The sequence below is a fragment of the Shinella sp. JR1-6 genome (genome assembly GCF_004284735.1).
Classification (GTDB): Bacteria; Pseudomonadota; Alphaproteobacteria; order Rhizobiales; family Rhizobiaceae; genus Shinella.
In genome coordinates this window covers 143,728-167,592 of record NZ_SHMI01000005.1, presented here as the reverse complement: position 1 = coordinate 167,592, position 23,865 = coordinate 143,728, and the positions used below count along the sequence as shown (strand labels likewise).

Genomic DNA, 23,865 nt, shown 5'->3' with positions numbered 1-23,865 from the left:
CGAGCATGTTCATGGTTCCGGCACAACTTCGTGCCGCCATTGGAAACAACGGAGGATCGTTATGACAGGAACAAGCGCGGGTGTATCGGTCGGTGGCAAAGCGGTTGAGCTGCCGACGCGATCCGGTACGATCGGCCCCGATGTGATCGACATCGGCACGCTGTACAAGAACACCGGCACCTTCACCTACGATCCCGGCTTCACCTCCACCGCATCCTGCGAATCGAAGATCACCTATATCGACGGCGACGAAGGCGTTCTGCTGCATCGCGGCTATCCGATCGAACAGTTGGCCGAACACGGCGATTTCCTTGAAGTCTGCTACCTTCTGCTGTACGGCGAACTGCCGACCAAGTCCCAGAAGGACGATTTCGATTACCGCGTCACGCACCACACCATGGTGCACGAGCAGATGAGCCGATTCTTCACCGGCTTCCGTCGCGACGCCCACCCGATGGCCGTCATGTGCGGCTGTGTCGGCGCGCTCTCGGCCTTCTATCACGACTCGACCGACATCACCGATCCGCACCAGCGCATGGTCGCCTCGCTGCGCATGATCGCCAAAATGCCGACGATCGCCGCGATGGCCTACAAGTACCACATCGGCCAGCCCTTCGTTTACCCGAAGAACGACCTCGACTACGCCTCGAACTTCCTGCGCATGTGTTTTGCCGTGCCCTGCGAAGACTATGTGGTCAACCCGGTGCTCTCGCGCGCCATGGACCGCATTTTCATCCTGCATGCCGACCACGAGCAGAACGCCTCCACCTCGACGGTTCGTCTCGCCGGTTCCTCCGGCGCCAACCCGTTCGCCTGCATCGCGGCCGGCATCGCCTGCCTCTGGGGCCCGGCCCATGGCGGCGCCAACGAAGCCGCGCTCAACATGCTCGCGGAAATCGGCTCGGTCGAGCGTATCCCGGAATATGTCGCCAAGGCCAAGGACAAGAACGACCCGTTCCGCCTGATGGGCTTTGGCCACCGCGTCTACAAGAACTACGACCCGCGCGCCCGCATCATGCAGAAGACGACGCACGAGGTTCTCGGCGAACTCGGCATCAAGGACGATCCGATGCTGGAAGTCGCCATGGAGCTGGAGCGCATCGCGCTGACGGACGACTACTTCATCGAGAAGAAGCTCTACCCGAACATCGACTTCTACTCCGGCATCACGCTGAAGGCGCTCGGTTTCCCCACCACCATGTTCACGGTGCTGTTCGCGCTCGCCCGCACGGTCGGCTGGATCGCCCAGTGGAACGAGATGATCGAGGATCCGGAGCAGCGCATCGGCCGCCCGCGCCAGCTCTATATCGGTGCCCCGAAGCGGGACTACGTACCGGTCTCCAAGCGCTGATTTCAGCGGAGCCATCCATGAAAAAGCCCGGTCAGTTTCGACCGGGCTTTTTTGTTGCAAGAAGGTCCAGGATGACCGCCGCGCCAGTTTCGCCGGGCGGGCGCTGTGTCTGCATGCGCGCGTGTACCAGGTCATAGCCTTCCAGCATGGCGCTGCGCTGGGCCGTATCGGTCGAAAGCCGCTCGACCCAGCGGGTCAGACTGCCGGGGCGCACCATGTCGTTCAGATATTCCGGCACGACGGCGTAGTCGGCAATGATGTTGGGGATCGCCGCCGTCCAGATCTTCACCTTGCCGAGGAAGAGGTTGGCGAGCCAGTCGAAACGATAGGTCGAGACGACAGGCACGCGCGCGAGCGCCAGTTCGAGGATGACGGTGCCGGAGGCCGCGATCGCCGCATCGGCTTCGATGAAGGCCTGCCACTTCTCCGCGGTCGAAACGGTGATCTGCGGCTGCACCGGCCAGTCCGCCGTCAGTTTCCGCACCAGCGCCTCCTGCCGCGGCACGGTCGGCAGAAGGAAGCGCGTGCCGGGGTTGCGCCCGATAATTTCCTGCACCGCTTCGCCAAAGACCGGCAGCAGACGGGTGATTTCCGTGCCGCGTGAACCGGGAAGCAGCAGGCACGCGTGCTCGCCCGGCGCGCGTTCGCCACGGGCAAGCCGTGCGGCACGAACCTGCTGGATGTCGGGATCGCTGACCAGCCGGTGACCGACATAGGTGGTCGCAGGGCCGCCGAGCCGCTCCATCACGGAAGGCTCGAACGGCAGAAGCGCGAGGACATGGTCGACATAGGCGCGCATGCGCGGTGCGCGCTCTTGCTTCCAGGCCCAGACACTCGGGCAGACATAATTCACGACCGGCAGGTCCGGCAGCGCCTTGCGCACGCGGCGCGCCACGCGATGGGTGAAGTCCGGGCTGTCGATGATGAGAAGCACATCCGGCCGTGCGGCGACCAACGCATCGGCCGTCTGGCGAATGCGGCGGATAAGCGACGGCAGCCGCTTCAACACCTGCGAAATGCCCATGATGGAGAGTTCGGAGAAATCGAACAGGGATTTGAGACCTTGCCGCTCCAGCGCTTCGCCACCGACCCCGACCAGCGTCACCGGACCGGCATACATGGCCCGTAGCGCCGCGATCAGATCGCCACCGAGAAGATCACCGGAAACCTCGCCGGCAATGACGCCGATTTTCAGAGGGCTTTCCGTCATCGCCGTGCCTCCGCCCTCTCGGGTATGATGCCCGTCACGAACAGACCGTGCGCATCTGCTTCGGCAACAAGTGCCGCACGTTCCAGCACAAGCGAGCGCCCTGCCTCCACGGCGATCCCGGCAAGGCCGGCGGCGCGGGCGCGGCGCAACGTTTCCATGCCGATGGACGGCAGGTCGGCGCGCAAGTCCTGCTCGGGCTTGCACAGTTTGACAAGAACGCCCTTGCGGCGCGTGGAGATGCGTCCGGCGGCACGCAGGCTTGCCACGCGCTCCAGCATCGCATCCGTACCCTCCGCGCCCTCGAGCGCCACCACGCGCCCGCCAAGCGCGACGGCGCCCTGCCCCACATCGAGACGACCGAGCGCCAGCGCCGCGGCGGCCGCGGCGGCAATGTCGGCTTCGGCGGCCGCATCCGGCGTGACGGTGCCGAGCGGGCCTTCGCTGCCGAGCAAATCAGGCACGATTTCGTGCGCGCCGACGACCCGCACCCCCTCCGCTTCGATCAACCGGATGACCATCTTCAGCACCGCATCATCCCCCCCCTTCAGCAGGGTTCGGATGATGGACGGGACGGCGGCGAGCGCTTTCAACGGCGCATGGATGTCACGCCATTCCGGTCGACGGCGGACGGAACCCGACAGCACGGCGCGGCCGATGCCCTTCGCCCGAAAGGCGGCGCCAATACCGGCATAGTTGCCAATGGAAATGACCTGATGGTCAAAGCCGGTCCAGTCCGGGCTGGATTCGTCGCGAAGCGCCAGGACAAAGGGATCCTCGCCACGGGCGCGGGCCGCATCCGCGACATAGCGCGGCAGCAGGCCGCCGCCGGCGATGATGGCCAGCCGGTCGCGCACGAGGGGCCGGCTGTCCGCCACGCCGCTCAGCCCTTGCCGCGGTTCGGGGAAGACAGCGCGCGGTCGCTTTCTACAGCGATGAAATCGAGGATGTGCATGACAGGCACGCTATCGGCATAGTCCGCACGGATCGCCGCCGCATTGGCGCGGATCGACCCCTCGCCCTCGAAAATCTGCTTGAAGGCGCGGCGAACCTCATGGATCGTCGCTTTCTCCATACCGGAGCGGCTCATGCCGACGACGTTGAGGCCGCCGAGGATGCCCGGGTTGCCGTTCAGCATGCCATAGGGGATCACGTCATAGGCAACCGCCGAAAGCCCCCCGATGAAGGCCTGCCGGCCGATACGGGTGAACTGGTGCACCGCCGAACCGCCACCCAGGATCACCCGGTCCTCAACGGTCACGTGGCCGGCGAGCATGACATTGTTCGACAGGATGATGTGATCGCCGAGCTGACAATCATGCGCGACATGCGAATTGGCAAGGAACAGGTTGTGGTTCCCGACGACGGTCTTGCCACCGCCTTCCGTCGTGCCGGTGTTCATTGTCACACCTTCACGGATGACGCACATCTCGCCGACCGAGAGGGTCGTCTCGGCGCCGTCGTGATTCACGCTCTGCGGATCGCCACCTATAACGGCATTGGCGAAGATGCGCGTGCCGCGGCCGATATGCGTGCGCCCCGTCACCACCACATGCGTCAGAAGTTCGACACCATCGCCGAGAGCGACCTTGGGCCCCACATGGCAAAAGGGTCCCACGACGACGTTCTCACCGATGACCGCTCCGTCCTCGATGACGGAGAGCGGGTGGATCTTCGCGCTGGCGGCAATCATGATCAGGCGTCTTCCTTCTTGACGATCATCGCGCCGATATCAGCTTCCGCGACGAGTTGCCCATCAACTTTTGCATCGCAGTGAAACTTCCAGATATTGCCGCGCTGCTTCTGCTTGACGACATGGAACTCGACGCGATCGCCGGGCACGACCGGCTTGCGGAAGCGGGCATTGTCGATCGTCATGAAGTAGACGAGGTTGGAGCCCGAGCGCGTCTTGCGGGCACAGATCGCACCGGCGGTCTGTGCCATGCCCTCGATGAGCAGCACGCCCGGCATGATCGGGTGATCGGGAAAATGGCCCATGAACTGCGGCTCGTTGACCGTAACATTCTTGATGCCGACAGCAGAATCGTCGCCATCGATGTCGACGATCTTGTCGACGAGCAGGAACGGATAACGATGAGGAAGCAGCGTCAGGATCTCACGCAGATCAGCCACGCCGAGCGTTGCCTTGGTTTCTTCACTCATCGTTGCCCCCCTTTTTCTGGACTCGAGTGCTGGAACGCATGGCGATCTCCGCCATGTCGCGCAGGAAATCGCGCATCGGGCGCGCGGGAATGCCGCCGTATTTCTCGCCGGCTGGAATATCGGCGACGACACCGCTCATGGCAGCAATCTGCACGCCGTCGCCAATGGTAATATGACCGTTGATGCCGGCTGCGCCGCCGATCATCACGCCGTCACCGATGCGCGTGCTACCGGCGATGCCCACGCCACTGACGATGCCGCAATGCCGGCCGATGCGTACGTTGTGGCCAACCTGGACCTGGTTGTCGATCTTGGTCCCCTCGCCGATGACGGTATCGTCCATCGTGCCGCGGTCGATCGTCGTGTTCGCGCCGATCTCCACATGGTCCTGGATGATCACGCGGCCGATCTGAACGATCTTGATCATGCCGGGCTTGAGACCGGGAGCATAACCGAAACCGTCCTGGCCAATGCGCGCGCCGGGGTGAATGATGACATTGTTGCCGATCAGCGCACACTGGATCGTAACGCCCGCGGCGATCGTGCAGTCGCGGCCGATGCGCACGCCTGCACCGATGATCGCCCCCGGCCCGATGCGGCTGCCCTCGCCGATCTCCGCGTCCCTGCCGATCACGGCCATCGGTTCCACGGACACATTGTCCTCAAGCCGCGCTTGCGGATCGACATAGGCGCCCTGTGCAACGCCGACGGGCGCCGAGGTCATCGCTTCCGGGCGCATGGCCGAAGGGTGCAGGATTTCGCCGGCGCGGGCAAAGGCGGTGTGCGGACGGGCTGAAATCAGCACCGCGGTCTTTGGGGGAACGAGCGATACGAGAGCGCGGTCGCACAGGATCGCGCTCGCCTCGCAGGTCTCGAGCTCGGCGCGGAACTTGCGGGAAAGAATGTAACAGAGATCGCCTTCTTTCGCCCGATTGACGGGCGAAACGTTGCGCACGACGCGATCGGCCTGCGCAGGATCGGCGAGTTCCGCCCCAAGCCTTGTGGCAAGGTCACCCAGACGAATGCCGTCATGGGGCGGAAAGAACCAGTTATGCTCCATAGGCATGACTCCAGAACGTCCGTCTTCTCGCAGTTCTGGACTGCTTACCTCAGAACTGGGTCGCGATGCCGAACTTGAAGCGCTGCACCTCGTCGAAGGATTCCTTCTTGACCGGAACCGCGTAGTCGACACGCAGCGGGCCGAACGGCGAAGCCCAGATGATCGAGGCACCGACGGAAGCGCGCAGGCTCATGTCGTCACCACGGACCCTGTCGGCCGCAACGGTCTTGACGTCATTGCCGTAAAGCGTGCCGGCATCAACGAAGACAGCGCCGCGGAAGCCCGAGTCACGGGAGATGAACGGCAGCGGGAAGGAGGCTTCTGCGGACGCCGTGAAGTAGGTCGTTCCGCCGAGCGCATCGCCCGTCGAGGTTGCACGCGGGCCAATGCCGCTCGATTCGAAGCCGCGCAGGTCGTTCGCCGACAGCGTGAACTGGTCGAAGACCTTCACGTCGTTGCGGCCCCACATATGGCCACCGCTGACCGCGATGGAGCCGATGACATCGGCGTCTTCGAGCAGCGTGTGGAAGTAACGAGCCTTACCCGAGATCTTGTAGAAATCCGAATCGCCACCGAGACCGGCAAATTCCTGCGTGATCTGGGCGAAGATACCGTCGCGCGGCAGTGTGCGATCGTCGATCGTGTCGTAGGTCAGGCTGTGCGAGACCGAAGAACGAACCCATGGACCGTTGACCACGACATGCTGATACGGCGACGACAGCTCATCGAGGTCGCCCGACTTGTAGTCGAGCTTGGTGTAGTTGTAGCGCAGCGACGTCGACAGGTCTTCCGTGATCGGAGCCGTCACACGCAGGGTAAAGCCCTGCGTATCGACGCTGTAGTAATCTTCGCTGTCGTCCTCGTTCTTGAAGACGTCGAAGCCGGCCGCAAGGCGATAACCGAGGAAGTAGGGCTCGGTGAACGACAGGTTGTAGTCACGCGAATTCTCGCCGCCACCGGCAGCCACGCGGATATACTGGCCGCGGCCGAGGAAGTTCTTTTCCTCAATCGAAGCTTCCAGCTTGAAGCCGCCCTTGTTGCCCGTCTCGTAACCGGCGCCGATACCGAACGAGCCGGTCGACTGGTCCTGAACGTCGACGACGAGCACAACGCGGTCAGCCGAGCTGCCCGGCGCCGTGGTGATGTTGACGGTCGAGAAGTAGCCGAGCGCCTCAAGACGGCGCTTGGCGCGCGTAATGACTTCCTGGTTGAAGGCATCGCCTTCACCGATATCGAACTCGCGGCGGATGACGTAGTCACGCGTACGGGTGTTGCCGCGGATCTCGATGCGCTCGACATAGGCGCGCTCGCCCTGGTCGACGAGGTAATCGACGGCGATCGTGCCATTGCCGAGGTCGCGGTTGCCGCGCGGGGTCACGCGGGCAAACGGATAACCGTTGGCCGCGACGCGCTTGGAAATCTCGGACATCGTGTCCTGCACGTCGCGGGCGCGATAGGTCTTGCCCGGGCGCGATTCGACGAGGCCCTTCAGCTCTTCGCCATCGATGCCGTCAACGGTCGATTCAACGTTGATTTCACCGAAGTCGTAGCGCTGGCCTTCCTCGACCGTGAAGGTCACGACATATTCGTTGGAGGCTTCATCGAGAACGGCTTCCGACGAAACGACGCGGAAGTCGGCATAACCGTTGTTGAAGTAGAACTGGCGCAGCGCCTCTTCGTCGGCGCGCAGCTTGTCTTCGCTGTAAACGTCCTTGCGGGTCAGGAACGACAGGAAGTTCGACTTCTTGGTGACGACGACCGCCTGCAGGCGGCTGTTGCTGTAGGCCTGGTTGCCAACGAAATTGATCTGCGAGATCTTCGTGCGGTCACCTTCGTCGACGACGAAAGCAACGTTCACGCGGCCGTTGCCGAGCGGATAGACCTGCGTCGTGACGGTGGCGTCGGAACGGCCGATCGAAGCGTAGGCATCACGGATGGCCTGCTTGTCGGCCTCGATGGCGGTTTCGCTGTACGGGCCGAGCGACTGCGAACGCAGAACCGGCGCGAGCTTCTCGTCCTTGATCTTGCGGTTGCCGTTGATGACGACCTGGTTGATCAGCTGGTTTTCATCGACGGTGACGACGAGCGTGCTGCCGGAAACCGAAACCTTCACATCCGAGAAATAGCCGGTCGCAAAAAGGCGGCGCACGGAGGCGTCGATATCGGCATTGGAGAAATTCTTGCCGGGCGTGATGGTGATGTTCGCCTTGACCGTATCGGCGCTCACGCGGCTGGCGCCACGCACCTGGATGCTGCGGATAACGGCCGCTTCCGCGACGGAGGCGGAGACAAGCGTGGCAAAAGAGCCGCCCGTGACAACCATACTGGCCGACAATGCAACGGCCGACACGGCGTTCAAAAAGTTTGAACCAGCTTTCATCTTCACTACTTACCTTCGTTTCAACGTCCCGGAGGCGCGTACGCCCGATTCCGGTCACGTTTGCCGTTTTAACCGCTTTTGCCATACAAGCAAGCGCACGCGTTAATTTCTGTTTACTTCAATTCCAACCGTGGCCCGAAGGTCACTACATCCGTTTCATTACGGTAAACAGAGCGTTAGCACGACTGCCTCAGCGAAAGCGGCTCCCCTTTTGATTCCTGCCGGAAGACCGGCAAACCTTAGCCAAGAAGCATGGAAATGTCGTTCCAGGTCGCAAAGACCATCAGCATCAACACCAGCGCCATGCCGATGCGAAATGCGATCTCCTGCGCCCCGGGCCCGACTGGCCTGCCCCGGATAGCCTCCACCGCATAGAACATCAGATGGCCGCCATCAAGTACCGGAACCGGCATCAGGTTCAAAAGTCCAATGGAAACAGACAGAACCGCGGCAAGCTGAAGCAGGGCGGCAACACCGAGCGTCGCCATCTGGCCTGAAGCCTGCGCCACGCGGATAGGTCCACCGAGCTGATCGGCCTTCATGCGCCCCATGACGAGGTTGGAGAGATAGTCGAACGTGCCCGTCACGATGTGCCAGCTTTGCAGCACGCCCTGCCCCACGGCCTCGACCGGGCCGTATTCGACGACACGGAAATTGCCGCTTTCCTGATTGGTCACGATGCCGATCAGGCCAAGCTCGATCTTGTTGCCGAACTGGTCGGTGATCTCGGTACGCTTGGGCACCATGGGCAGGTCGAGATCCTGGCCATCGCGGCGTACCGTCACCTTGATCGTCAGTTCCGGACGCACGCTGACATAGCGGCGCACGTCGTCGAAGGTCGCCACCGGATTGCCGTCGAGCGCGACAAGCAGGTCGCCCGGGCGCACGCCGGCCTCCTGGGCGGCGCTGTCCGGCCGGACTTCGGCCACGATCGGATCGGCGATCTGCCGGCCATAGATGGAGAACATCACGGCGAAAATGGCGATGGCAAGAATGAAATTGGCGATGGGGCCGGCGGCGACCGTGACGGCCCTCTTCCAGAGCGCAGCGCCGAGGAAGGTGCGCTTGCGCACATCATCCGGCAGTGCGGCGACGGCATTGTAATCCGGAATGGACGCCGGGTCGTCATCGCCGAGGAATTTTACATAGCCGCCGAGCGGAATGGCGGAGAGCTTCCAGCGTGTGCCGTGACGATCGGTGAAACCGAGAAGTTCCGGGCCGAACCCGACGGAAAAGGCGGTAATGCCGATGCCGGACCAGCGGCCGGCGAGATAGTGACCCATCTCGTGCACAAAAACGATGAGGGTCAGTACGATCAGAAAGGGAAGGATATAGCCCGTCACGAATCCAACGGAGCCAGCCAGCATGTCCATGGTCCCAATCCCCAGTCTGTGTCGCCGCTACGGGCCGAAAAGGAACACGCCGGCCGGCGTGTTGACGGTGCCCGAAACGATCGCATCGCCAAGCGCAATGAGGAACGCGGCGAAGCAGGCAAAAACAAGGCCGTCCACCCGGTCCATGACGCCGCCATGTCCCGGAATGAGGCGGCTGGAATCCTTCACGCCGAAGCGGCGCTTGATGAAGGATTCGAAAAGGTCGCCGATCTGGCTGAACACCGAGAGCACGAGCGCAATGGCCGGTACCCACAGGCCATTCAGCGGGAAGAAGACCATATGCACGAGCGTGCCGGCAACAACCGCCGAAATCGCCCCGCCGATCGCCCCCGACCAGGTCTTCCCGGGCGAGATGGGCGGAGCGAGCTTTGGCCCGCCGATCGCCCGGCCGACGAAGTAGGCGAGGATGTCCGTCGCCCAGACGACGGCGAAAATGAACAGCATGGCGGCAAAGCCATGGGCGGTGTCACCGCGAATGGCAGCGAGCGAGATCACCGTCAGGCCGGAATAGACAATGCCGCCGGCAAGCCAGCCGCTGCCCTTCAGCGCAACCGCATAGACGATGCCGACCAGTGTGGCGGCAATCAGCACGGGCAGCGCAAGCTCGTCAAAGCCGAAGAGCACCAGCGCCGCGACGAGAACGGTCGACAGCCAGCCGAAGGCATTGGCGCGGAAATCCGTTTCCGACATGCGGGTGATCGTCGACCATTCATAGTAGACGAGCAGCGCGATGGCCGAAGCGAGCAGACGGAAGGCAAGGCCGCCAAGCCAGGTCGCAGCCAGCACGACGACTGCCAGAACAATGCCGGAGAGAATGCGCAGGCGCAGTTCACTGTGCATCACGAACCCACCGCAAGCGTCTTTGCCGCCTGCAGACCGCCGAAGCGGCGCTCGCGCATGGCATAACGCGACAGCGCGGCGACAAAGGTGTCGCGCGAAAAATCGGGCCAGAATTCGGGAATGAACATCAGTTCCGCATAAGCCGCCTGCCAAAGCAGGAAATTGGAAAGCCGCTCCTCGCCGCTGGTGCGGATGATGAGGTCGGGGTCGGGAATGCCGGCAGTATCAAGCGATGCGCCGATGCGCTCCTGCGTGATCGCAGCCGGATCGAGCCGGCCCGCGGCAACCTCTTCGGAAAGTTTTCTGACGGCGCGCGCGATCTCGTCACGCGAACCGTAGTTGAAGGCGATGACCAGCGTGATGCCAGAATTTTCCCGAGTCGTCTCTTCTGCCTCCAGCAGCAGCGGCAGAATATCGCTCGACAGGTTCGACTTGTCGCCGATGACGCGGATGCGCACGTTCTCGCGGTGGAGAATCGCAAGGTCACGCCGGATGAAGGTCTTCAGCAACCCCATCAGATCGGTGATCTCGCTCTCCGGCCGGCTCCAGTTTTCCGAGGAGAAGGCAAAGAGCGTGAGATAGCGCACGCCGCATTCGGCGGCCGTGCGCACGGCCTCGCGCACCGCTTCGACACCCTTGCGGTGCCCCATGGCGCGCGGCAGGCCGCGTGCATTCGCCCAGCGTCCGTTGCCATCCATGATGATGGCGACGTGTGCCGGCGCAGTGCTGGGCGAAAGTTGGTTCATGGGCAATCCGGAAAAGGAAAACAAATGCAGGTGGCGAACGCCTTAAACCTGCATGATTTCCTTTTCCTTCTCGGCAAGCAAGCGATCGACGTCCAAAATCGTGTCGTCCGTCATCTTCTGCACCTTTTCGGACTGGCTGCGGGACAGGTCCTGCCCGATATCGCCATCCTTTTCGGCTTTCTTGAGGTCGTCCATGCCGTCGCGGCGCACATGGCGGACCGCCACCTTGGCCTTTTCGGCATAGTCATGCGCAACCTTGACGAGCGACTTGCGGCGCTCCTCGTTGAGCTCCGGCAGCGGAATACGCAGATTCTGGCCGTCGATGATCGGGTTAAGGCCGAGATTCGATTCGCGGATGCCGCGCTCGACGGCGCCGACCATGCCCTTGTCCCAGACGGAAACCGACAGCATGCGCGGCTCCGGAACGGAGATGTTGGCGACCTGGTTCAGCGGCACGCGCGAACCGTAGGCCTCGACCTGCACCGGATCGAGCACGTTGGCCGAGGCGCGGCCGGTGCGCAGCGACGCGATGTCGTTCTTGAAGGCCGAAATCGCGCCATCCATGCGGCGCTTCAGTTCCTTCAGGTCAATACCTTCACTCATCGGATACTCCCGTTTTCATAGAGCGGCTGCACGCGGTTCGCGTACGCGCCTCAAGAATCAGTTGTCGGTTACGATGGTCCCGCGACCGCCGCCGGTCAATATTTCGGCAAAACCGCCCTTCTCATGGATGGAGAAGACGATGATCGGGATGGAGTTTTCACGCGCCAGGGCAACCGCGGCGACGTCCATGACGGCAAGGCCCTTTTCGAGCACTTCGCTGTGGGTCAGGCGGTCGAAGCGCGTGGCGGTCGGGTCCTTCTTCGGGTCTGCAGAATAGATGCCGTCGACCTGCGTGCCCTTGAAGATCGCTTCGGCACCCATTTCGGCAGCACGCAGTGCCGCGGCCGAATCAGTCGTGAAGAACGGGTTGCCCGTGCCGCCGGCAAAAATCACCACGCGGCCGAGCGAGAGATGATGGAGCGTCGCGCGCTGGGAGAAGCTTTCACAGATCTCCGGCATCGCGATGGCCGAGAGGACGACGGTGTCGATGTCGAGTTTGCGCAGCGAAGTGGCCAGCGCCAGCGCGTTGATCACGGTCGCCAGCATGCCCATGTGGTCGCCGGTAACGCGGTCGCCCCCCTTGGAGGCAACGGCAACGCCGCGGAAGATGTTACCGCCGCCGACCACGACGCCGACCTCGACGCCGAGCGCCCGCGCCTCGGCAATATCCGAGGCGATGCGATCGGCCACCGCGACATCGATGCCGAAGCCCTGCGAGCCCATCAGCGCCTCGCCGGAGGCTTTCAACAGAACACGTTTGTAGATTGGCTTGGCCGTCATGGTCGCTCCTGAACTCGTGCGCCTGCTCTCCCGAACCGGCAGCCGGGCAGAACCGAGGGCGGTCCCGCTTGAGGGCAGCCATCGCCGCTTGAGAATTTCGGGGCAGGCATTTCGGCAAGCCGGATACACGAAGGGCGCCGCGTTGTCACGCGGCGCCCTGTTCTTTTCCCTAACGGGATTAAGAAAATCAGCCCTTGGCGACGGCTGCGACTTCTGCGGCGAAGTCGGTTTCTTCCTTTTCGACGCCTTCGCCGAGCAGCAGGCGGGCCATGCCGACGACTTCGATCGGCGCGCCGACGGTCTTTTCAGCTTCCTTGACGGCAGCGCCGACCGTGAGGTCGGGGTTCATGACGAAGGCCTGCGACAAGAGGGCGACTTCTTCGAAGAACTTGCGCATGCGGCCTTCGACCATCTTCTCGATGATCGCGTCCGGCTTGCCGGAAGCGCGCGACTGCTCGATGAAGACGTTGCGTTCGCGCTCGGCGACAGCGGCGTCGACTTCTTCGGCGCGGATGGCGAGCGGAGCCGTTGCAGCGACGTGCATGGCGACCTGGCGGCCGATGGCGTTCAGGGCTTCCTTGTCGCCGGTCGACTTCAGCGCCACGAGAACGCCGAGCTTGCCGAGACGGTCGGCAGCAGCGTTGTGGATGTAGGTCGCGACGACGCCGTCTTCGACCGACAGCAGGACCGAGCGGCGCAGGTTCATGTTTTCGCCGATGGTGGCGACAGCGTCCTTGATCGTGTCGGTGACCGACTTGCCGGTTGCCGGATAGGTGGCGGCGCCAACGGCTTCAACGGTGCCGTCGGTCGTCAGGGCTACGTCGGCAACGCCGCGAACCATGGACTGGAAGGCATCGTTGCGGGCAACGAAGTCGGTTTCGGAGTTGATTTCGACGACAACAGCCTTCGTGCCGGCGCTGGCGATACCGATCAGGCCTTCAGCCGCGGTGCGGCCGGACTTCTTGTCGGCCTTGGCGATGCCCTTGGCGCGCAGCCAGTCGATTGCTGCTTCGATGTCGCCGTTGTTTTCAGCCAGCGCCTTCTTGCAGTCCATCATGCCTGCGCCGGACTTTTCGCGCAGTTCCTTCACCAATGCAGCGGTGATTTCAGCCATTGTGAGCCTCTTGTCGGTTCTTGTTGCGTGTCGCCGGAAAACCTCGGCGAACTCAAGGTTTTGGGAACGAATGTACCCGGAAGTGTGACAGGGTGATGAAGATCACCTCTGGCCTGTCGCCGCAAAACGATCCTTGGGGATCGTGGCAGACAGGGTCTTCAAACAAGCCGAGGCCAGGGATCGTCTCTCTGGCCTCGGTCATCTAGAAAAGCGGGAGCGAAAGACACCGCTCCGACCTTTGCCTTATGCTTCGGCTTCGAGAGCCGGCTCGACCGGAACTTCAGCGGAAGCACCGAGGTCGCGGCCCGAAGCGCCCTGCTGGCGTGCGATGCCGTCGATGGCAGCGCGCGCGATCAGGTCGCAGTAAAGGGCGATGGCGCGCGAGGCGTCGTCGTTGCCGGGGATCGGGAAATCGATCGGGTCCGGATCGCAGTTCGAGTCGATGATGGCGACGACCGGGATGCCGAGACGCTTGGCTTCCTGGATCGCGATCGACTCCTTGTTGGTGTCGATGATGAACATCAGGTCCGGCGTGCCGCCCATGTCGCGGATACCGCCGAGGGCCTTTTCAAGCTTCTCGCGTTCGCGCTCGAGGGTCAGGCGCTCCTTCTTGGAATAGCCGGAGCCTTCCGAGGACAGGATCTCGTCGAGCTTGCGCAGGCGCTGGATCGAGTTGGAGATCGTCTTCCAGTTCGTCAGCATGCCGCCGAGCCAGCGGGCGTTGACGTAGTACTGGGCCGAACGCTTGGCTGCATCGGCGATGATGTCCGAAGCCTGGCGCTTGGTGCCGACGAACAGAACGCGGCCACCACCGGCAACGGTGTCGGACACGACCTGAAGGGCGCGCGACAGCAGCGGAACGGTCTGTGCCAGGTCGATGATGTGAACGTTGTTACGGTCGCCGAAGATGTACGGCTTCATCTTCGGGTTCCAGCGGTGCGTCTGGTGGCCGAAGTGAATACCAGCTTCCAGAAGCTGGCGCATAGAAAAATCGGGCAATGCCATGCCTAGTTATCCTTTTCCGGTTGAACCTCCGCAAGGCGAACAGCACTTCCTTCGGAAGCGCCACCGGGCGGAACGGTCCGGATTTCTCCCGGACGATCCCATGCCTTACGTGTGGAATGAGCGGCCCTTTAACCGCAGTTTGCCGGCAAATCAAGGGCCGCAGGGTAAAAAAGGCATCTCCTGTGCAGTTTCGCCCCTCATCCGGCCTGCCAGCCACCCTCTCCCCGCAGCGGGGCGAAGGGATAAGCCGCGCCGGTTTTCCCAATCAATACCGCTCGTTTGGCACATTCCCTCTCCCTGCCTGCGGGGAGAGGGTTAGGGTGACCGGTAAGCCAAAACCGCCTACTTGCATTCCTGCTGTTTGAACATCTCCAGCTTGGCAAGCTTCCCGCTCAACACGAACTCGCCATAGTCCATGGTGAGATCGCGGGTGATTCCATTCTCGTAGAGCTTGAAGGACATACGGTAGACCGGCAACGCATCGCCTTCGCTCGTGTCGTTGTAGTAGGCGATCGAGACCGGCCAGAAGGCCTCCTTGGAGAAGGAACCGGCCTTGTCGGCGTCCGGATCACCCGCCTTGGGCTTTTCCTTCTTGCCGACGACGGCGGTCGTCATCAGCGTCTTGTCGCCCGCATCCGAGCCATCGAAGAGGCGCGCTTCGAAGAAACGCTCGCCCTTCTTGGCCCGATCGATGACGTCGAGCATGTGCTCGGTCGGGAAGCGGCTTGCGGCAAGCTCCACCTGTCTCGTGTCCGGCGCTGTCAGATCGACGCTGACGCCCTTCTTGTCCTCGCGCGCCGTGCCGCGCACCTCCTTGTCCAGCTTCTCGTCGGTGAAGGAGCGGGTGAGGAAGCGGAAGCTGCCGGTCTTCAGGTCCTCGTAGGTCGTCGTCTGCTGGTCCGTGAGGCGCGTCTCCTCGCCGGTATTGACCTGCGTGACGAAGCGGAAGCTGACCGTATAGCCGTCGCACGGACTGCCGTTGAACTCATAGACCATGCGGCCATACATGCCGGCGATGCCGGAGCGCTCGGTCGCATCCTTCAGTTTGAGGTCATAGACGGCGCGGTGCGGCGCAAGCCCGGTCGCCGGCGTGGCAAAGGCGCTCGAGACGCCGCTGCCGGCGAAGCATGCCCCGGCCGTCAGGGCCGCGACAAAGGCTGAACGAAACATCCGTTTCCTCCTGTTGAAGTCGGTCGCGATGTTATATGAACTCTTCCGGCAAAAGCGAGGCAATATCCACCTCTTGCCAACTTCATTTCCTCCATTGCGACGATCTGCGCCGCAATGCCCCTCACAGCCGCCACCAGCCGATCCTATCTATGGACCGGCAACAAGAAACGGAGACCGGAATGTCCGCTGAAATCGAAAACCGCGTCAAGGAACTGGGCTACGACATTCCCGTGGCGGCAGCACCGGCCGCCAACTACGTGCCCTTCGTCATCAGCGGCAACGTGCTCCACATTTCCGGCCAGCTGCCGATGCTGGACGGCAAGCTCGCCGTCACCGGACATCTCGGCCGGAACGTTGATGTCGCCGGCGGCCAGAAGGCAGCGGAACTGTGCGCACTCGGCCTTCTCGCCCAGGCCAAGGCCGCCCTCGGGGACCTCTCGCGCATCAAGCGCATCATCAAGATCAACGGCTTCGTCGCCTCCGCGCCGGATTTCGTCGAGCAGCACCTCGTCATCAACGGCGCATCGAACTTCCTCGTCGCAGCTCTTGGCGATGCCGGCAAACATGCCCGCGCCGCCGTCGGCATGGCAGCGCTTCCCCTCAATGCGGCCGTCGAGATCGACGCCATCATGGAAATCGCCTGATGCAGAAATTCCCCTGGCTGACCGAGCGGCCGATTGCCCATCGCGGCTATCACGATCTCAACCGCAAGGTCTGGGAAAACACGCTTTCTGCCTTCGCGCGCGCGGCCGATGCCGGCTTCGCCATCGAATGCGACCTGCAATATGCCGCCGATGCCGTACCCGTCGTCTTCCATGACGACGACCTGAAGCGGCTGTGCGGCATCGAGGGGGACGTGCGCCAGCGCACCGCCGCCGAACTCGGCCTGCTGAAGGTCGGCGGCACGGAAGACGGCGTGCCGACACTGCGCCGGCTGCTCGACCTCGTGAAGGGCCGTGTGCCGCTCGTCCTGGAGCTGAAGGGGCGCGAAGGTGACGATGACGGTTTCGCGATGGCCGTGCTCGACACGATCGAAGACTATGACGGGCCCGTCGCGCTGATGAGCTTCGATCACTGGCTTTTGAAGGATTTGACGGCGATCGGCACCAGCCGCCCCGTCGGCCTGACGGCGGAAGGCGCCCGGCCGGAGAATTTCGCCGTGCACGAGGAAGCCATGCAGCTCGGGCTCGATTTCATCTCCTACCACTACGGCCACCTGCCGAACGCCTTCATCAGCCGGCAGCGCGACCTCGGCCGGCAGGTCATCACCTGGACGGTGCGCGACGACGAAGCGCGCACGATTACGGCACTCAACGCGGACCAGATGACCTTCGAGGGTTTCGATCCGCGCGAGGCCTTGACGGCATAGGATGAGCGGGACGGTGCGAATCCGCGTCGAAACGAGCTTCGCCGACATTGCGGCGGACGACTGGGGGCGCCTTTCCGGCGCCTCCAGAGGCGACGCTTCGGTGCCGTACAACCCCTTTGTCAGCCACGCCTTCCTCTCCGCGCTGGAACAGTCGGGCTGCGCCACGGCAGAGACCGGCTGGCTCGGCCAGCATCTCCTGCTGGAGAACGACGACGGCGACCTTCTCGGCGCCCTGCCCGTCTATCTGAAGAACCACAGCCAGGGAGAATATGTCTTCGACCATGGCTGGGCCGATGCGCTGGAGCGCGCCGGCGGGCGCTATTATCCGAAACTGCAGGCCGCCATTCCCTTCACGCCCGCGACCGGCCCGCGGCTGCTGCACCGGACCGACCGGCCGGTCATCGCCAGCCAGGCCGCCCTTGCCGAAGGGTTGAAGGAACTGTCGCAACGCCACGGCGTCTCCTCCGCCCATGTCACCTTTGTCCCGGAAGGGGAAATGCCGGTTTTCGAGGCCGCGGGTTACCTCCACCGTACCGACCAGCAGTTCCATTTTCTCAATGAGGGCTACGGCTCGCATGCCGACTTCCTGGAAACGCTCGCCTCCCGCAAGCGCAAGGCGCTGAAGAAGGAGCGACGGGCGGCGGTGGAAAACGGCATCGAGATCGACTGGCTGACCGGAAGGGACCTGACCGAAAAAATCTGGGACCAGTTCTTCGCCTTCTACATGGACACCGGCAGCCGCAAATGGGGCCGGCCCTATCTCAACCGCCAGTTCTATAGCCTGATCGGCGAACGCATGGCAGACGATATCCTGCTCGTCATGGCCAGGCGCAACGGCCGCTACATCGCCGGCGCGATCAATTTCATCGGTGGCGATACGCTCTTCGGCCGGCACTGGGGCTGCGTCGAGGACCACCCTTTCCTGCATTTCGAGGTCTGCTACCATCAGGCCATCGATTTCGCGATCGAGAAGGGTCTGGCGCGGGTCGAGGCCGGCGCGCAGGGCGAGCACAAGCTGGCGCGCGGCTATCTGCCCGTCACCACCCATTCGGCTCACTACATCACCCATCCCGGCCTTCGGCGCGCCGTCGCCGACTATCTCGAGCGCGAGCGCCGCGACGTCGAGGCGACGGGCGAATACCTTGCCGAACACGGCCCCTTCCGCCGCAGCGGCGGCCAAGACGACAACGACTGAGCACATCGGAGACGAGCATGACCGCCTACGACACGAACAACATCTTCGCAAAGATCCTGCGCGGCGAGATCCCCTCGCACCGCGTCTACGAGGATGACGACGCCGTCGCCTTCATGGATGTGATGCCGCAGGCAAACGGGCATACGCTCGTCATTCCCAAGACGCCGTCGCGCAACATCCTCGACGCTGCCCCCCAGACGCTGTCGCGCCTGCTGCCGGTGGTGCAGAAAGTAGCGGCCGCCGCCAAGGAGGCTTTTGAGGCCGATGGCGTCACTGTCATGCAGTTCAACGAACCGGCCGCCGGCCAGACCGTCTACCACCTGCATTTCCACGTCATCCCGCGCGTCGAGGGCCTGCCGCTGAAGCCGCATTCCGGTACGATGGAAGACCAGAGCGTGCTTGCCGCCAATGCGGAAAAGCTGCGCAGGGCACTGGCGCGGTAAGAAACACCACGAAAGCTGGAGACGGAGCGCGCGGAAGGCGCGCTCCGTTTCAAACGCCGAGCAGCGCCAGCCCTGCGGCAAGGAAAGCGATGGCCGCGGCGATGCCGGCGATCTGCCTGAATCGGCCGCCGAAGAAGAAGCAGAGACCGCCGAACACGACAGCCCCGAGGCGCAGCCAGAGAGGCGAAGCCTCCAGCGTGCCGGTCGGGAAGAAGATCAGCTTGGCGATGACCGCCGCCACCAGCGCCGTCGCCACCGCCCTCACCCAGTTCAGGACCTCGGACCGCTCGTCGATGCGATTGCCGGCGATGACGCCCGCCCAGCGCCAAAGGTCCGTCGCCAGCCAGCCGGCGACGGCGATGTAGATGTAAGGCCAAAGACCATCGAAACTCATCGTGCGGCCTCCCGGCGGCGCAGCGCCCTTTCGCCCCACCAGGCCGCGGTCCCCCCGATGACGCCGGTCAGGAGGATATCATATTCCGGCGCGACGACCGCGAAGACGTAACCGAGCGCCAAGCCGATGCCGAGCGCCCAGTAGATCACCCGGTGACGCGCTGAAATCCAGATCGAGGTCAGAAAGTAGACCGGCGTCAGGAAGAAGAGACAGCCGGAAACGATCGGCGGAAATTCCGAGACCGCACCATAGACGAGACCGACGAGCACAATATTGGTGAGCGTCAATGTTACGCCAAAGCCGGCGAAGAAGGCGACGCGGCCCCGACGCGGCACGTCCCTTACCTTCTCCATCGCAAAGACCCAGGCGGTGATGGCGACGAAATGCGAGATGATCAGCAACAGCCAGGTCGGCGTGCGGCTGGTGCGGATTTCCGGAATGAGCGCCGCCACCATCGGCATCATCCGCACCGACGAAAGCGTCACCGCGAGAAAGGCCGTGGCGATATGCGCACCCGACAGCATGGAGCCGACGAGAATCACTTTTGCCGGCAGCGCCCAGACCATGCCGGTCATGAACATCACCTGGTCGACCGGGATCTTCGCTTCCGCGGTAAAAGCCGCGAAACCGACGAAGGACAGCATCAGGATGATTGCCGGCAGGCTGAAGATGCCGCGCATGCCGAGGAGGAACCAGTGGATTTGGGGTTGGGGTTCGGGCGGGGCGGTCATTCAATTCTCTTGTAGCAAAGCAAGGCCGTACGGATTTTTGTCCCGGCCCCATGAGTTGGCAAGCTCACTTCGCCCACTGCTGTCATCTCTGGCCTCCGACCCGAGGATCCACACCCGCCCCGTAGCGCTGGATGATCGGGGCAAGCCCGGCCATTGCGGAGGAAAGGTTTGCGGCGGAGCGACGGTTTGCGCCACGTCCTCAACAATATAGGCCGGGCAGTCGCCTGCCCGGCCCATTCGTTTCATCAAACCGTTATTTCTTGCGCGGCACCTTCGGAACGGCGCCGGACGACTTGCGCGGCGGCTCGTCCTTCGGTTCCTCTGCCTTGGCCTCCACCACCTTCTTCGAGGAGCGAGCCTTGGCGGGCGCGGCCTCCGCGGCGACGGTTTCCTTGGGCTTGCGGGGCTTGGCCTTCTTGGCGGCAGCCTCCTCGACCTCGGCCTTTGGCTTGATCCGCGCCGTCTCCGGCACGGCGTCGAGAATCAGGCCCTTCGAGCCGTCTTCCTTCACACCGACGGAGACGCGCACGACGCCGCCCTTCTTGAGCTTGCCGAAGAGGATTTCGTCGGCCAGCTTCTTCTTGATGTTCTCCTGGATGACACGCGCCAACGGACGGGCACCCATCTTCTCGTCGTAGCCCTTCTCGGCCAGCCAGGCGATTGCCTCCTGCTGGAGATCGAAGGTGACGTTGCGCTCGGCAAGCTGGGTTTCCAGCTGCATGACGAACTTCTGCACGACCTGATGGATGACCGGCGTCGGCAGCGAGCCGAACGGGATGATCGCATCGAGACGGTTGCGGAATTCCGGCGTGAACAGGCGGTTGATCGCCTCCATGTCCTCGCCCTCGCGCTTCGACGAGCCGAAGCCGATGGCAGCCTTGGCCATGTCGGACGCGCCCGCATTGGTCGTCATGATCAGGATAACGTTGCGGAAGTCGATCTTCTTGCCGTTGTGGTCGGTCAGCGAGCCGTGATCCATGACCTGCAACAGAATGTTGTAGAGGTCCGGATGCGCCTTCTCGATCTCGTCGAGCAGCAGCACGCAATGCGGATGCTGATCGACGCCATCGGTCAGGAGACCGCCCTGGTCGAAGCCGACATAGCCGGGAGGTGCACCGAGCAGACGCGAGACCGTGTGCCGCTCCATGTATTCCGACATGTCGAAGCGCAGGAGTTCCACGCCGAGCGACGATGCGAGCTGCTTGGCGACTTCCGTCTTGCCGACGCCGGTGGGGCCGGAGAAGAGGTAGCAGCCGATCGGCTTGTTCGGCTCGCGCAGGCCCGCGCGGGCAAGCTTGATCGCCGACGACAGCGCCTCGATGGCAAGGTCCTGGCCGTAGACGACGGAGCGCAGTTCCTTGTCGAGGTTGGCAAGAACCTGCTCGTCGTCCTTCGACACCGTCTTTGCCGGAATGCGGGCCATGGTGGCGATCGTCGCCTCGATCTCCTTCTCGGTGATCAACTTGCGGCGCTTCCCCACGGGCAGCAGCATCTGGGCCGCACCGGTCTCGTCGATCACGTCGATCGCCTTGTCCGGCAGCTTGCGGTCGTTGATGTAGCGCGCCGACAATTCCACCGCCGTCTTGATCGCCTCGTTGGAGTATTTCAGCTTGTGATACTCCTCGAAGTAGGGCTTCAGCCCCTTCATGATCTCGATCGTGTCGTCGATGGTCGGCTCGTTGACGTCGATCTTCTGGAAGCGGCGGACAAGCGCCCGGTCCTTCTCGAAGAACTGGCGGTACTCCTTGTAGGTCGTCGAGCCGATGCAGCGGATCGCACCGGAAGACAGCGCCGGCTTCAGGAGGTTCGAGGCGTCCATCGCCCCGCCGGACGTTGCGCCGGCGCCGATCACCGTATGGATCTCGTCGATGAACAACACAGCGCCCGGATAGTCTTCGAGCTCCTTGACGACCTGCTTCAGCCGTTCTTCGAAATCGCCGCGATAGCGCGTTCCGGCGAGCAGCGTGCCCATGTCGAGCGAGAAGATCGTCGCGTCAGCGAGCGCTTCCGGCACTTTGCCCTCGACGATGCGCTTGGCGAGGCCCTCGGCTATAGCGGTCTTGCCGACGCCGGGATCGCCCACATAGAGCGGGTTGTTCTTGGAGCGGCGGCACAGGACCTGGATCGTCCGGTTGACCTCGGCATGACGGCCGATCAAGGGGTCGATCTTGCCGTTCTTGGCCTTCTCGTTGAGATTGACGCAATAGGCCGTCAGGGCGTCCTGCTTCTTGGCAGGCTCTTCCTGCTCGCTGGCGCCGCGGGTCTGCTTCTGCTCGTTCTCGCTCTCCTCCGCGCCGCGCACCTTTCGCTCCTCGGTCGAACCGGGGCGCTTTCCGATGCCATGCGAGATGAAGTTGACGGCATCGTAGCGTGTCATCTCCTGCTCCTGCAGGAAATAAGCGGCATGACTCTCGCGCTCGGCGAAGATCGCGACGAGCACGTTGGCGCCGGTCACTTCTTCGCGACCGGACGACTGGACATGGATCACCGCACGCTGGATGACGCGCTGGAAGCCGGAGGTCGGCTTGGAGTCTTCTTCGTAGCCCGTCACCAGATTGGCGAGGTCATGGTCGACATAGTCGGTGACGGTCTTGCGCAACACGTCGAGATTGACGTTGCAGGCCCCCATCACGGCCGCCGCGTCGGCGTCGTCGATAAGGGCCAGCAGGAGGTGCTCGAGCGTCGCATATTCGTGGTGGCGCTCGTTCGCGTAGGTCAGTGCCTGGTGGAGCGCCTTTTCAAGGCTTGCAGAAAATGTTGGCACGTTCGTTCCTCATTTCTTTTCCATGACACATTGCAGCGGATGCTGGTGCTGGCGGGAGAAATCCATCACCTGTGTCACTTTGGTTTCGGCAACCTCGTAGGTGAACACGCCGCACTCGCCTACGCCATGATTGTGCACATGCAGCATGATCCGCGTCGCCGCTTCGCGGTCCTTCTGGAAGAAACGTTCCAGAATGTGGATCACAAACTCCATGGGCGTATAATCATCATTGAGAAGCAGGACGCGGTACAGGCTCGGCTTCTTCGTCTTAGGTTTCGTGCGGGTAATGACGGAGGTGCTGCGACCGGGAGTGTCGCCGCCGCCTTCCCCATCCTGCATTCGAACCCGTCTCACATCCATTTTCGTGTTCATTCCCTTGACTGTGACCCGGACCGCGGGCCCTTCATGCGGTCGCTTTGCCTGTGGCGCACCGCTTGTCCGAGGTTGCCTTCTGGAGCTGTTATCTAATGTCTCGGCCCACGATTGTAAGACCCCCGCTTCGCACTGCAATCATAATCGCGGGTCATCCGAAGGAAATAGCGAAATTTGCCGCCGCCGCGTCAGCCTCGCGCAATCCCCGGAACGCGCAAAGGCCGGCTGCGGTTGCCCGCAGCCGGCCTTTGAACGCTATACGCGTACGCAGTACTTGGAAAAAATCAGGCGGCGACGGCAGCCTTGGCAGCGGCAGTCGTCTTGGCGACCGGTGCTTCGTAGGGCTTGTAGGCGCCCTTGGCGAGATCGGCATACATTTCGCTGAGCTTGGTGGCTTCGGCGACGAAACCTTCATAGGAGGACTTCACGAAGGCCGTCTGCAGTTCGAGAGCAGCTTCGACGCTCTTGACGCCCGAGAGCTTTTCGAAGTGAGCCACGCCGTTCTCGAAGGACTTCTTCGAATAGTCGGCGGTCTCGGTGGCGATCGCCTGCCAGCTCTGGGCAGCAGTGGTGTAGCTCTTGACGAACGTGTCCACGGCTTCCTTGCCCTTCTTGTTTGCCTCGTCGAAATTGAACATCGAAGTCTCCTTTGGATCCCGGTGGTATGGTCCGAAATCTATATGCAATGCACAAAAAAGTCAACAAAGATGCTGCATTGCAATATTTTGCAACCAAAGCAAGAGCTTGCGCAATAGGTATGATTATTGGACCTGACAAAAGCCGA

24 protein-coding genes are annotated in these 23,865 nt (G+C 62.8%); 5 read left to right on the top strand and 19 right to left on the bottom strand.

Annotation, left to right across the window (positions count from 1 at the left end; genetic code table 11):
* Nucleotides 1-61: 61 nt before the first annotated feature.
* Nucleotides 62-1,351, top strand: coding sequence for a citrate synthase (gene gltA, locus EXZ48_RS10725; protein WP_023516370.1), 1,290 nt, complete (start codon nt 62-64; stop codon nt 1,349-1,351).
* A gap of 31 nt (nt 1,352-1,382) precedes the next feature.
* On the opposite strand, the gene lpxB is transcribed toward gltA, so the two are convergent.
* The 14 genes from lpxB to EXZ48_RS10655 all read right to left on the bottom strand — a co-directional run bounded on the left by lpxB (nt 1,383) and on the right by EXZ48_RS10655 (nt 15,813).
* Nucleotides 1,383-2,561, bottom strand: coding sequence for a lipid-A-disaccharide synthase (lpxB, locus tag EXZ48_RS10720; protein WP_130515855.1), 1,179 nt, complete (start codon nt 2,559-2,561; stop codon nt 1,383-1,385).
* The gene (locus tag EXZ48_RS10715; protein WP_130515853.1) at nt 2,558-3,436 is read right to left on the bottom strand and encodes an LpxI family protein; all 879 of its coding nucleotides are present in this window, start codon (nt 3,434-3,436) and stop codon (nt 2,558-2,560) included. The genes lpxB and EXZ48_RS10715 overlap by 4 nt, the downstream gene beginning before the upstream one ends.
* Before the next feature lie 5 nt (nt 3,437-3,441).
* Nucleotides 3,442-4,251, bottom strand: a complete 810-nt coding sequence (gene lpxA / locus EXZ48_RS10710) for an acyl-ACP--UDP-N-acetylglucosamine O-acyltransferase (protein WP_130515851.1) — start codon at nt 4,249-4,251, stop codon at nt 3,442-3,444.
* A gap of 2 nt (nt 4,252-4,253) precedes the next feature.
* Nucleotides 4,254-4,721, bottom strand: a complete 468-nt coding sequence (fabZ, locus tag EXZ48_RS10705; RefSeq protein ID WP_023516366.1) for a 3-hydroxyacyl-ACP dehydratase FabZ — start codon at nt 4,719-4,721, stop codon at nt 4,254-4,256.
* Nucleotides 4,714-5,781, bottom strand: coding sequence for a UDP-3-O-(3-hydroxymyristoyl)glucosamine N-acyltransferase (gene lpxD, locus EXZ48_RS10700; RefSeq protein ID WP_130516204.1), 1,068 nt, complete (start codon nt 5,779-5,781; stop codon nt 4,714-4,716). The genes fabZ and lpxD overlap by 8 nt, the downstream gene beginning before the upstream one ends.
* 49 nt (nt 5,782-5,830) lie before the next feature.
* On the bottom strand, nt 5,831-8,161 hold the full coding sequence (bamA, locus tag EXZ48_RS10695) for an outer membrane protein assembly factor BamA (RefSeq protein ID WP_023516364.1): 2,331 nt from the start codon (nt 8,159-8,161) through the stop codon (nt 5,831-5,833).
* 239 nt (nt 8,162-8,400) lie between these two features.
* Nucleotides 8,401-9,528, bottom strand: coding sequence for an RIP metalloprotease RseP (gene rseP, locus EXZ48_RS10690; protein WP_371260060.1), 1,128 nt, complete (start codon nt 9,526-9,528; stop codon nt 8,401-8,403).
* Nucleotides 9,529-9,561: 33 nt separating this feature from the next.
* Nucleotides 9,562-10,395: a phosphatidate cytidylyltransferase gene (locus EXZ48_RS10685; RefSeq protein ID WP_023515955.1), complete on the bottom strand. Its 834-nt coding sequence runs from the start codon at nt 10,393-10,395 to the stop codon at nt 9,562-9,564.
* Nucleotides 10,395-11,141 carry an isoprenyl transferase gene (locus EXZ48_RS10680; RefSeq protein WP_130515849.1) on the bottom strand — a complete coding sequence of 249 codons (747 nt, stop codon included), beginning with the start codon at nt 11,139-11,141 and terminating at the stop codon, nt 10,395-10,397. The genes EXZ48_RS10685 and EXZ48_RS10680 overlap by 1 nt, the downstream gene beginning before the upstream one ends.
* A gap of 42 nt (nt 11,142-11,183) precedes the next feature.
* Entirely contained in the window at nt 11,184-11,744 is a 561-nt protein-coding gene (frr, locus tag EXZ48_RS10675; RefSeq protein WP_023515957.1) for a ribosome recycling factor, read from the bottom strand.
* Between the two features lie 57 nt (nt 11,745-11,801).
* Complete coding sequence (gene pyrH, locus EXZ48_RS10670; RefSeq protein WP_023515958.1) at nt 11,802-12,524, bottom strand: UMP kinase; 723 nt, start codon at nt 12,522-12,524, stop codon at nt 11,802-11,804.
* A 187-nt stretch (nt 12,525-12,711) separates the two neighbouring features.
* A complete protein-coding gene (gene tsf, locus EXZ48_RS10665) occupies nt 12,712-13,638 on the bottom strand; it encodes a translation elongation factor Ts (protein ID WP_050744016.1) in 927 nt (308 codons plus the stop codon).
* A gap of 243 nt (nt 13,639-13,881) precedes the next feature.
* Nucleotides 13,882-14,643, bottom strand: coding sequence for a 30S ribosomal protein S2 (rpsB, locus tag EXZ48_RS10660; protein WP_023515960.1), 762 nt, complete (start codon nt 14,641-14,643; stop codon nt 13,882-13,884).
* 342 nt (nt 14,644-14,985) lie between these two features.
* Nucleotides 14,986-15,813, bottom strand: coding sequence for a cell envelope integrity EipB family protein (locus tag EXZ48_RS10655; RefSeq protein WP_024271062.1), 828 nt, complete (start codon nt 15,811-15,813; stop codon nt 14,986-14,988).
* A 179-nt stretch (nt 15,814-15,992) separates the two neighbouring features.
* Between EXZ48_RS10655 and EXZ48_RS10650 the strand changes: the two genes are divergently transcribed.
* The 4 genes from EXZ48_RS10650 to EXZ48_RS10635 are packed head-to-tail and all read left to right on the top strand — an operon-like array spanning nt 15,993 to nt 18,820.
* Nucleotides 15,993-16,457, top strand: coding sequence for a RidA family protein (locus EXZ48_RS10650; RefSeq protein ID WP_023515324.1), 465 nt, complete (start codon nt 15,993-15,995; stop codon nt 16,455-16,457).
* Nucleotides 16,457-17,182 (top strand): glycerophosphodiester phosphodiesterase, encoded by a 726-nt coding sequence (locus EXZ48_RS10645; RefSeq protein WP_023515323.1) that lies wholly within the window; start codon nt 16,457-16,459, stop codon nt 17,180-17,182. The genes EXZ48_RS10650 and EXZ48_RS10645 overlap by 1 nt, the downstream gene beginning before the upstream one ends.
* Before the next feature lies 1 nt (nt 17,183).
* Nucleotides 17,184-18,377 (top strand): GNAT family N-acetyltransferase, encoded by a 1,194-nt coding sequence (locus EXZ48_RS10640; protein ID WP_130515847.1) that lies wholly within the window; start codon nt 17,184-17,186, stop codon nt 18,375-18,377.
* 17 nt (nt 18,378-18,394) lie between these two features.
* A complete protein-coding gene (locus EXZ48_RS10635; protein WP_050744019.1) occupies nt 18,395-18,820 on the top strand; it encodes an HIT family protein in 426 nt (141 codons plus the stop codon).
* A 49-nt stretch (nt 18,821-18,869) separates the two neighbouring features.
* On the opposite strand, the gene EXZ48_RS10630 is transcribed toward EXZ48_RS10635, so the two are convergent.
* From EXZ48_RS10630 to EXZ48_RS10605, 5 genes are all read right to left on the bottom strand, one after another.
* Nucleotides 18,870-19,214, bottom strand: a complete 345-nt coding sequence (locus tag EXZ48_RS10630) for an AzlD domain-containing protein (protein WP_050744020.1) — start codon at nt 19,212-19,214, stop codon at nt 18,870-18,872.
* Nucleotides 19,211-19,945, bottom strand: a complete 735-nt coding sequence (locus EXZ48_RS10625; RefSeq protein WP_130515845.1) for an AzlC family ABC transporter permease — start codon at nt 19,943-19,945, stop codon at nt 19,211-19,213. Before EXZ48_RS10625 ends, EXZ48_RS10630 begins: the two co-directional genes overlap by 4 nt.
* 253 nt (nt 19,946-20,198) lie before the next feature.
* The gene (clpA, locus tag EXZ48_RS10615) at nt 20,199-22,709 is read right to left on the bottom strand and encodes an ATP-dependent Clp protease ATP-binding subunit ClpA (protein ID WP_023515318.1); all 2,511 of its coding nucleotides are present in this window, start codon (nt 22,707-22,709) and stop codon (nt 20,199-20,201) included.
* 9 nt (nt 22,710-22,718) lie between these two features.
* A complete protein-coding gene (gene clpS / locus EXZ48_RS10610) occupies nt 22,719-23,069 on the bottom strand; it encodes an ATP-dependent Clp protease adapter ClpS (protein ID WP_037408383.1) in 351 nt (116 codons plus the stop codon).
* A gap of 296 nt (nt 23,070-23,365) precedes the next feature.
* The gene (locus EXZ48_RS10605) at nt 23,366-23,719 is read right to left on the bottom strand and encodes a phasin family protein (protein ID WP_130515843.1); all 354 of its coding nucleotides are present in this window, start codon (nt 23,717-23,719) and stop codon (nt 23,366-23,368) included.
* Nucleotides 23,720-23,865 lie beyond the last annotated feature (146 nt).

Coding starts and splice junctions, on each gene's coding strand:
- gltA (WP_023516370.1), top strand. CDS start 62: ATGACAGGAACAAGCGCGGGTGTATCGGTCGGTGGCAAAGCGGTTGAG.
- lpxB (WP_130515855.1), bottom strand. CDS start 2,561: ATGACGGAAAGCCCTCTGAAAATCGGCGTCATTGCCGGCGAGGTTTCC.
- lpxA (WP_130515851.1), bottom strand. CDS start 4,251: ATGATTGCCGCCAGCGCGAAGATCCACCCGCTCTCCGTCATCGAGGAC.
- fabZ (WP_023516366.1), bottom strand. CDS start 4,721: ATGAGTGAAGAAACCAAGGCAACGCTCGGCGTGGCTGATCTGCGTGAG.
- lpxD (WP_130516204.1), bottom strand. CDS start 5,781: ATGGAGCATAACTGGTTCTTTCCGCCCCATGACGGCATTCGTCTGGGT.
- bamA (WP_023516364.1), bottom strand. CDS start 8,161: ATGAAAGCTGGTTCAAACTTTTTGAACGCCGTGTCGGCCGTTGCATTG.
- rseP (WP_371260060.1), bottom strand. CDS start 9,528: ATGCTGGCTGGCTCCGTTGGATTCGTGACGGGCTATATCCTTCCCTTT.
- EXZ48_RS10685 (WP_023515955.1), bottom strand. CDS start 10,395: ATGCACAGTGAACTGCGCCTGCGCATTCTCTCCGGCATTGTTCTGGCA.
- EXZ48_RS10680 (WP_130515849.1), bottom strand. CDS start 11,141: ATGAACCAACTTTCGCCCAGCACTGCGCCGGCACACGTCGCCATCATC.
- frr (WP_023515957.1), bottom strand. CDS start 11,744: ATGAGTGAAGGTATTGACCTGAAGGAACTGAAGCGCCGCATGGATGGC.
- pyrH (WP_023515958.1), bottom strand. CDS start 12,524: ATGACGGCCAAGCCAATCTACAAACGTGTTCTGTTGAAAGCCTCCGGC.
- tsf (WP_050744016.1), bottom strand. CDS start 13,638: ATGGCTGAAATCACCGCTGCATTGGTGAAGGAACTGCGCGAAAAGTCC.
- rpsB (WP_023515960.1), bottom strand. CDS start 14,643: ATGGCATTGCCCGATTTTTCTATGCGCCAGCTTCTGGAAGCTGGTATT.
- EXZ48_RS10655 (WP_024271062.1), bottom strand. CDS start 15,813: ATGTTTCGTTCAGCCTTTGTCGCGGCCCTGACGGCCGGGGCATGCTTC.
- EXZ48_RS10650 (WP_023515324.1), top strand. CDS start 15,993: ATGTCCGCTGAAATCGAAAACCGCGTCAAGGAACTGGGCTACGACATT.
- EXZ48_RS10645 (WP_023515323.1), top strand. CDS start 16,457: ATGCAGAAATTCCCCTGGCTGACCGAGCGGCCGATTGCCCATCGCGGC.
- EXZ48_RS10640 (WP_130515847.1), top strand. CDS start 17,184: ATGAGCGGGACGGTGCGAATCCGCGTCGAAACGAGCTTCGCCGACATT.
- EXZ48_RS10635 (WP_050744019.1), top strand. CDS start 18,395: ATGACCGCCTACGACACGAACAACATCTTCGCAAAGATCCTGCGCGGC.
- EXZ48_RS10630 (WP_050744020.1), bottom strand. CDS start 19,214: ATGAGTTTCGATGGTCTTTGGCCTTACATCTACATCGCCGTCGCCGGC.
- EXZ48_RS10625 (WP_130515845.1), bottom strand. CDS start 19,945: ATGACCGCCCCGCCCGAACCCCAACCCCAAATCCACTGGTTCCTCCTC.
- clpS (WP_037408383.1), bottom strand. CDS start 23,069: ATGGATGTGAGACGGGTTCGAATGCAGGATGGGGAAGGCGGCGGCGAC.
- EXZ48_RS10605 (WP_130515843.1), bottom strand. CDS start 23,719: ATGTTCAATTTCGACGAGGCAAACAAGAAGGGCAAGGAAGCCGTGGAC.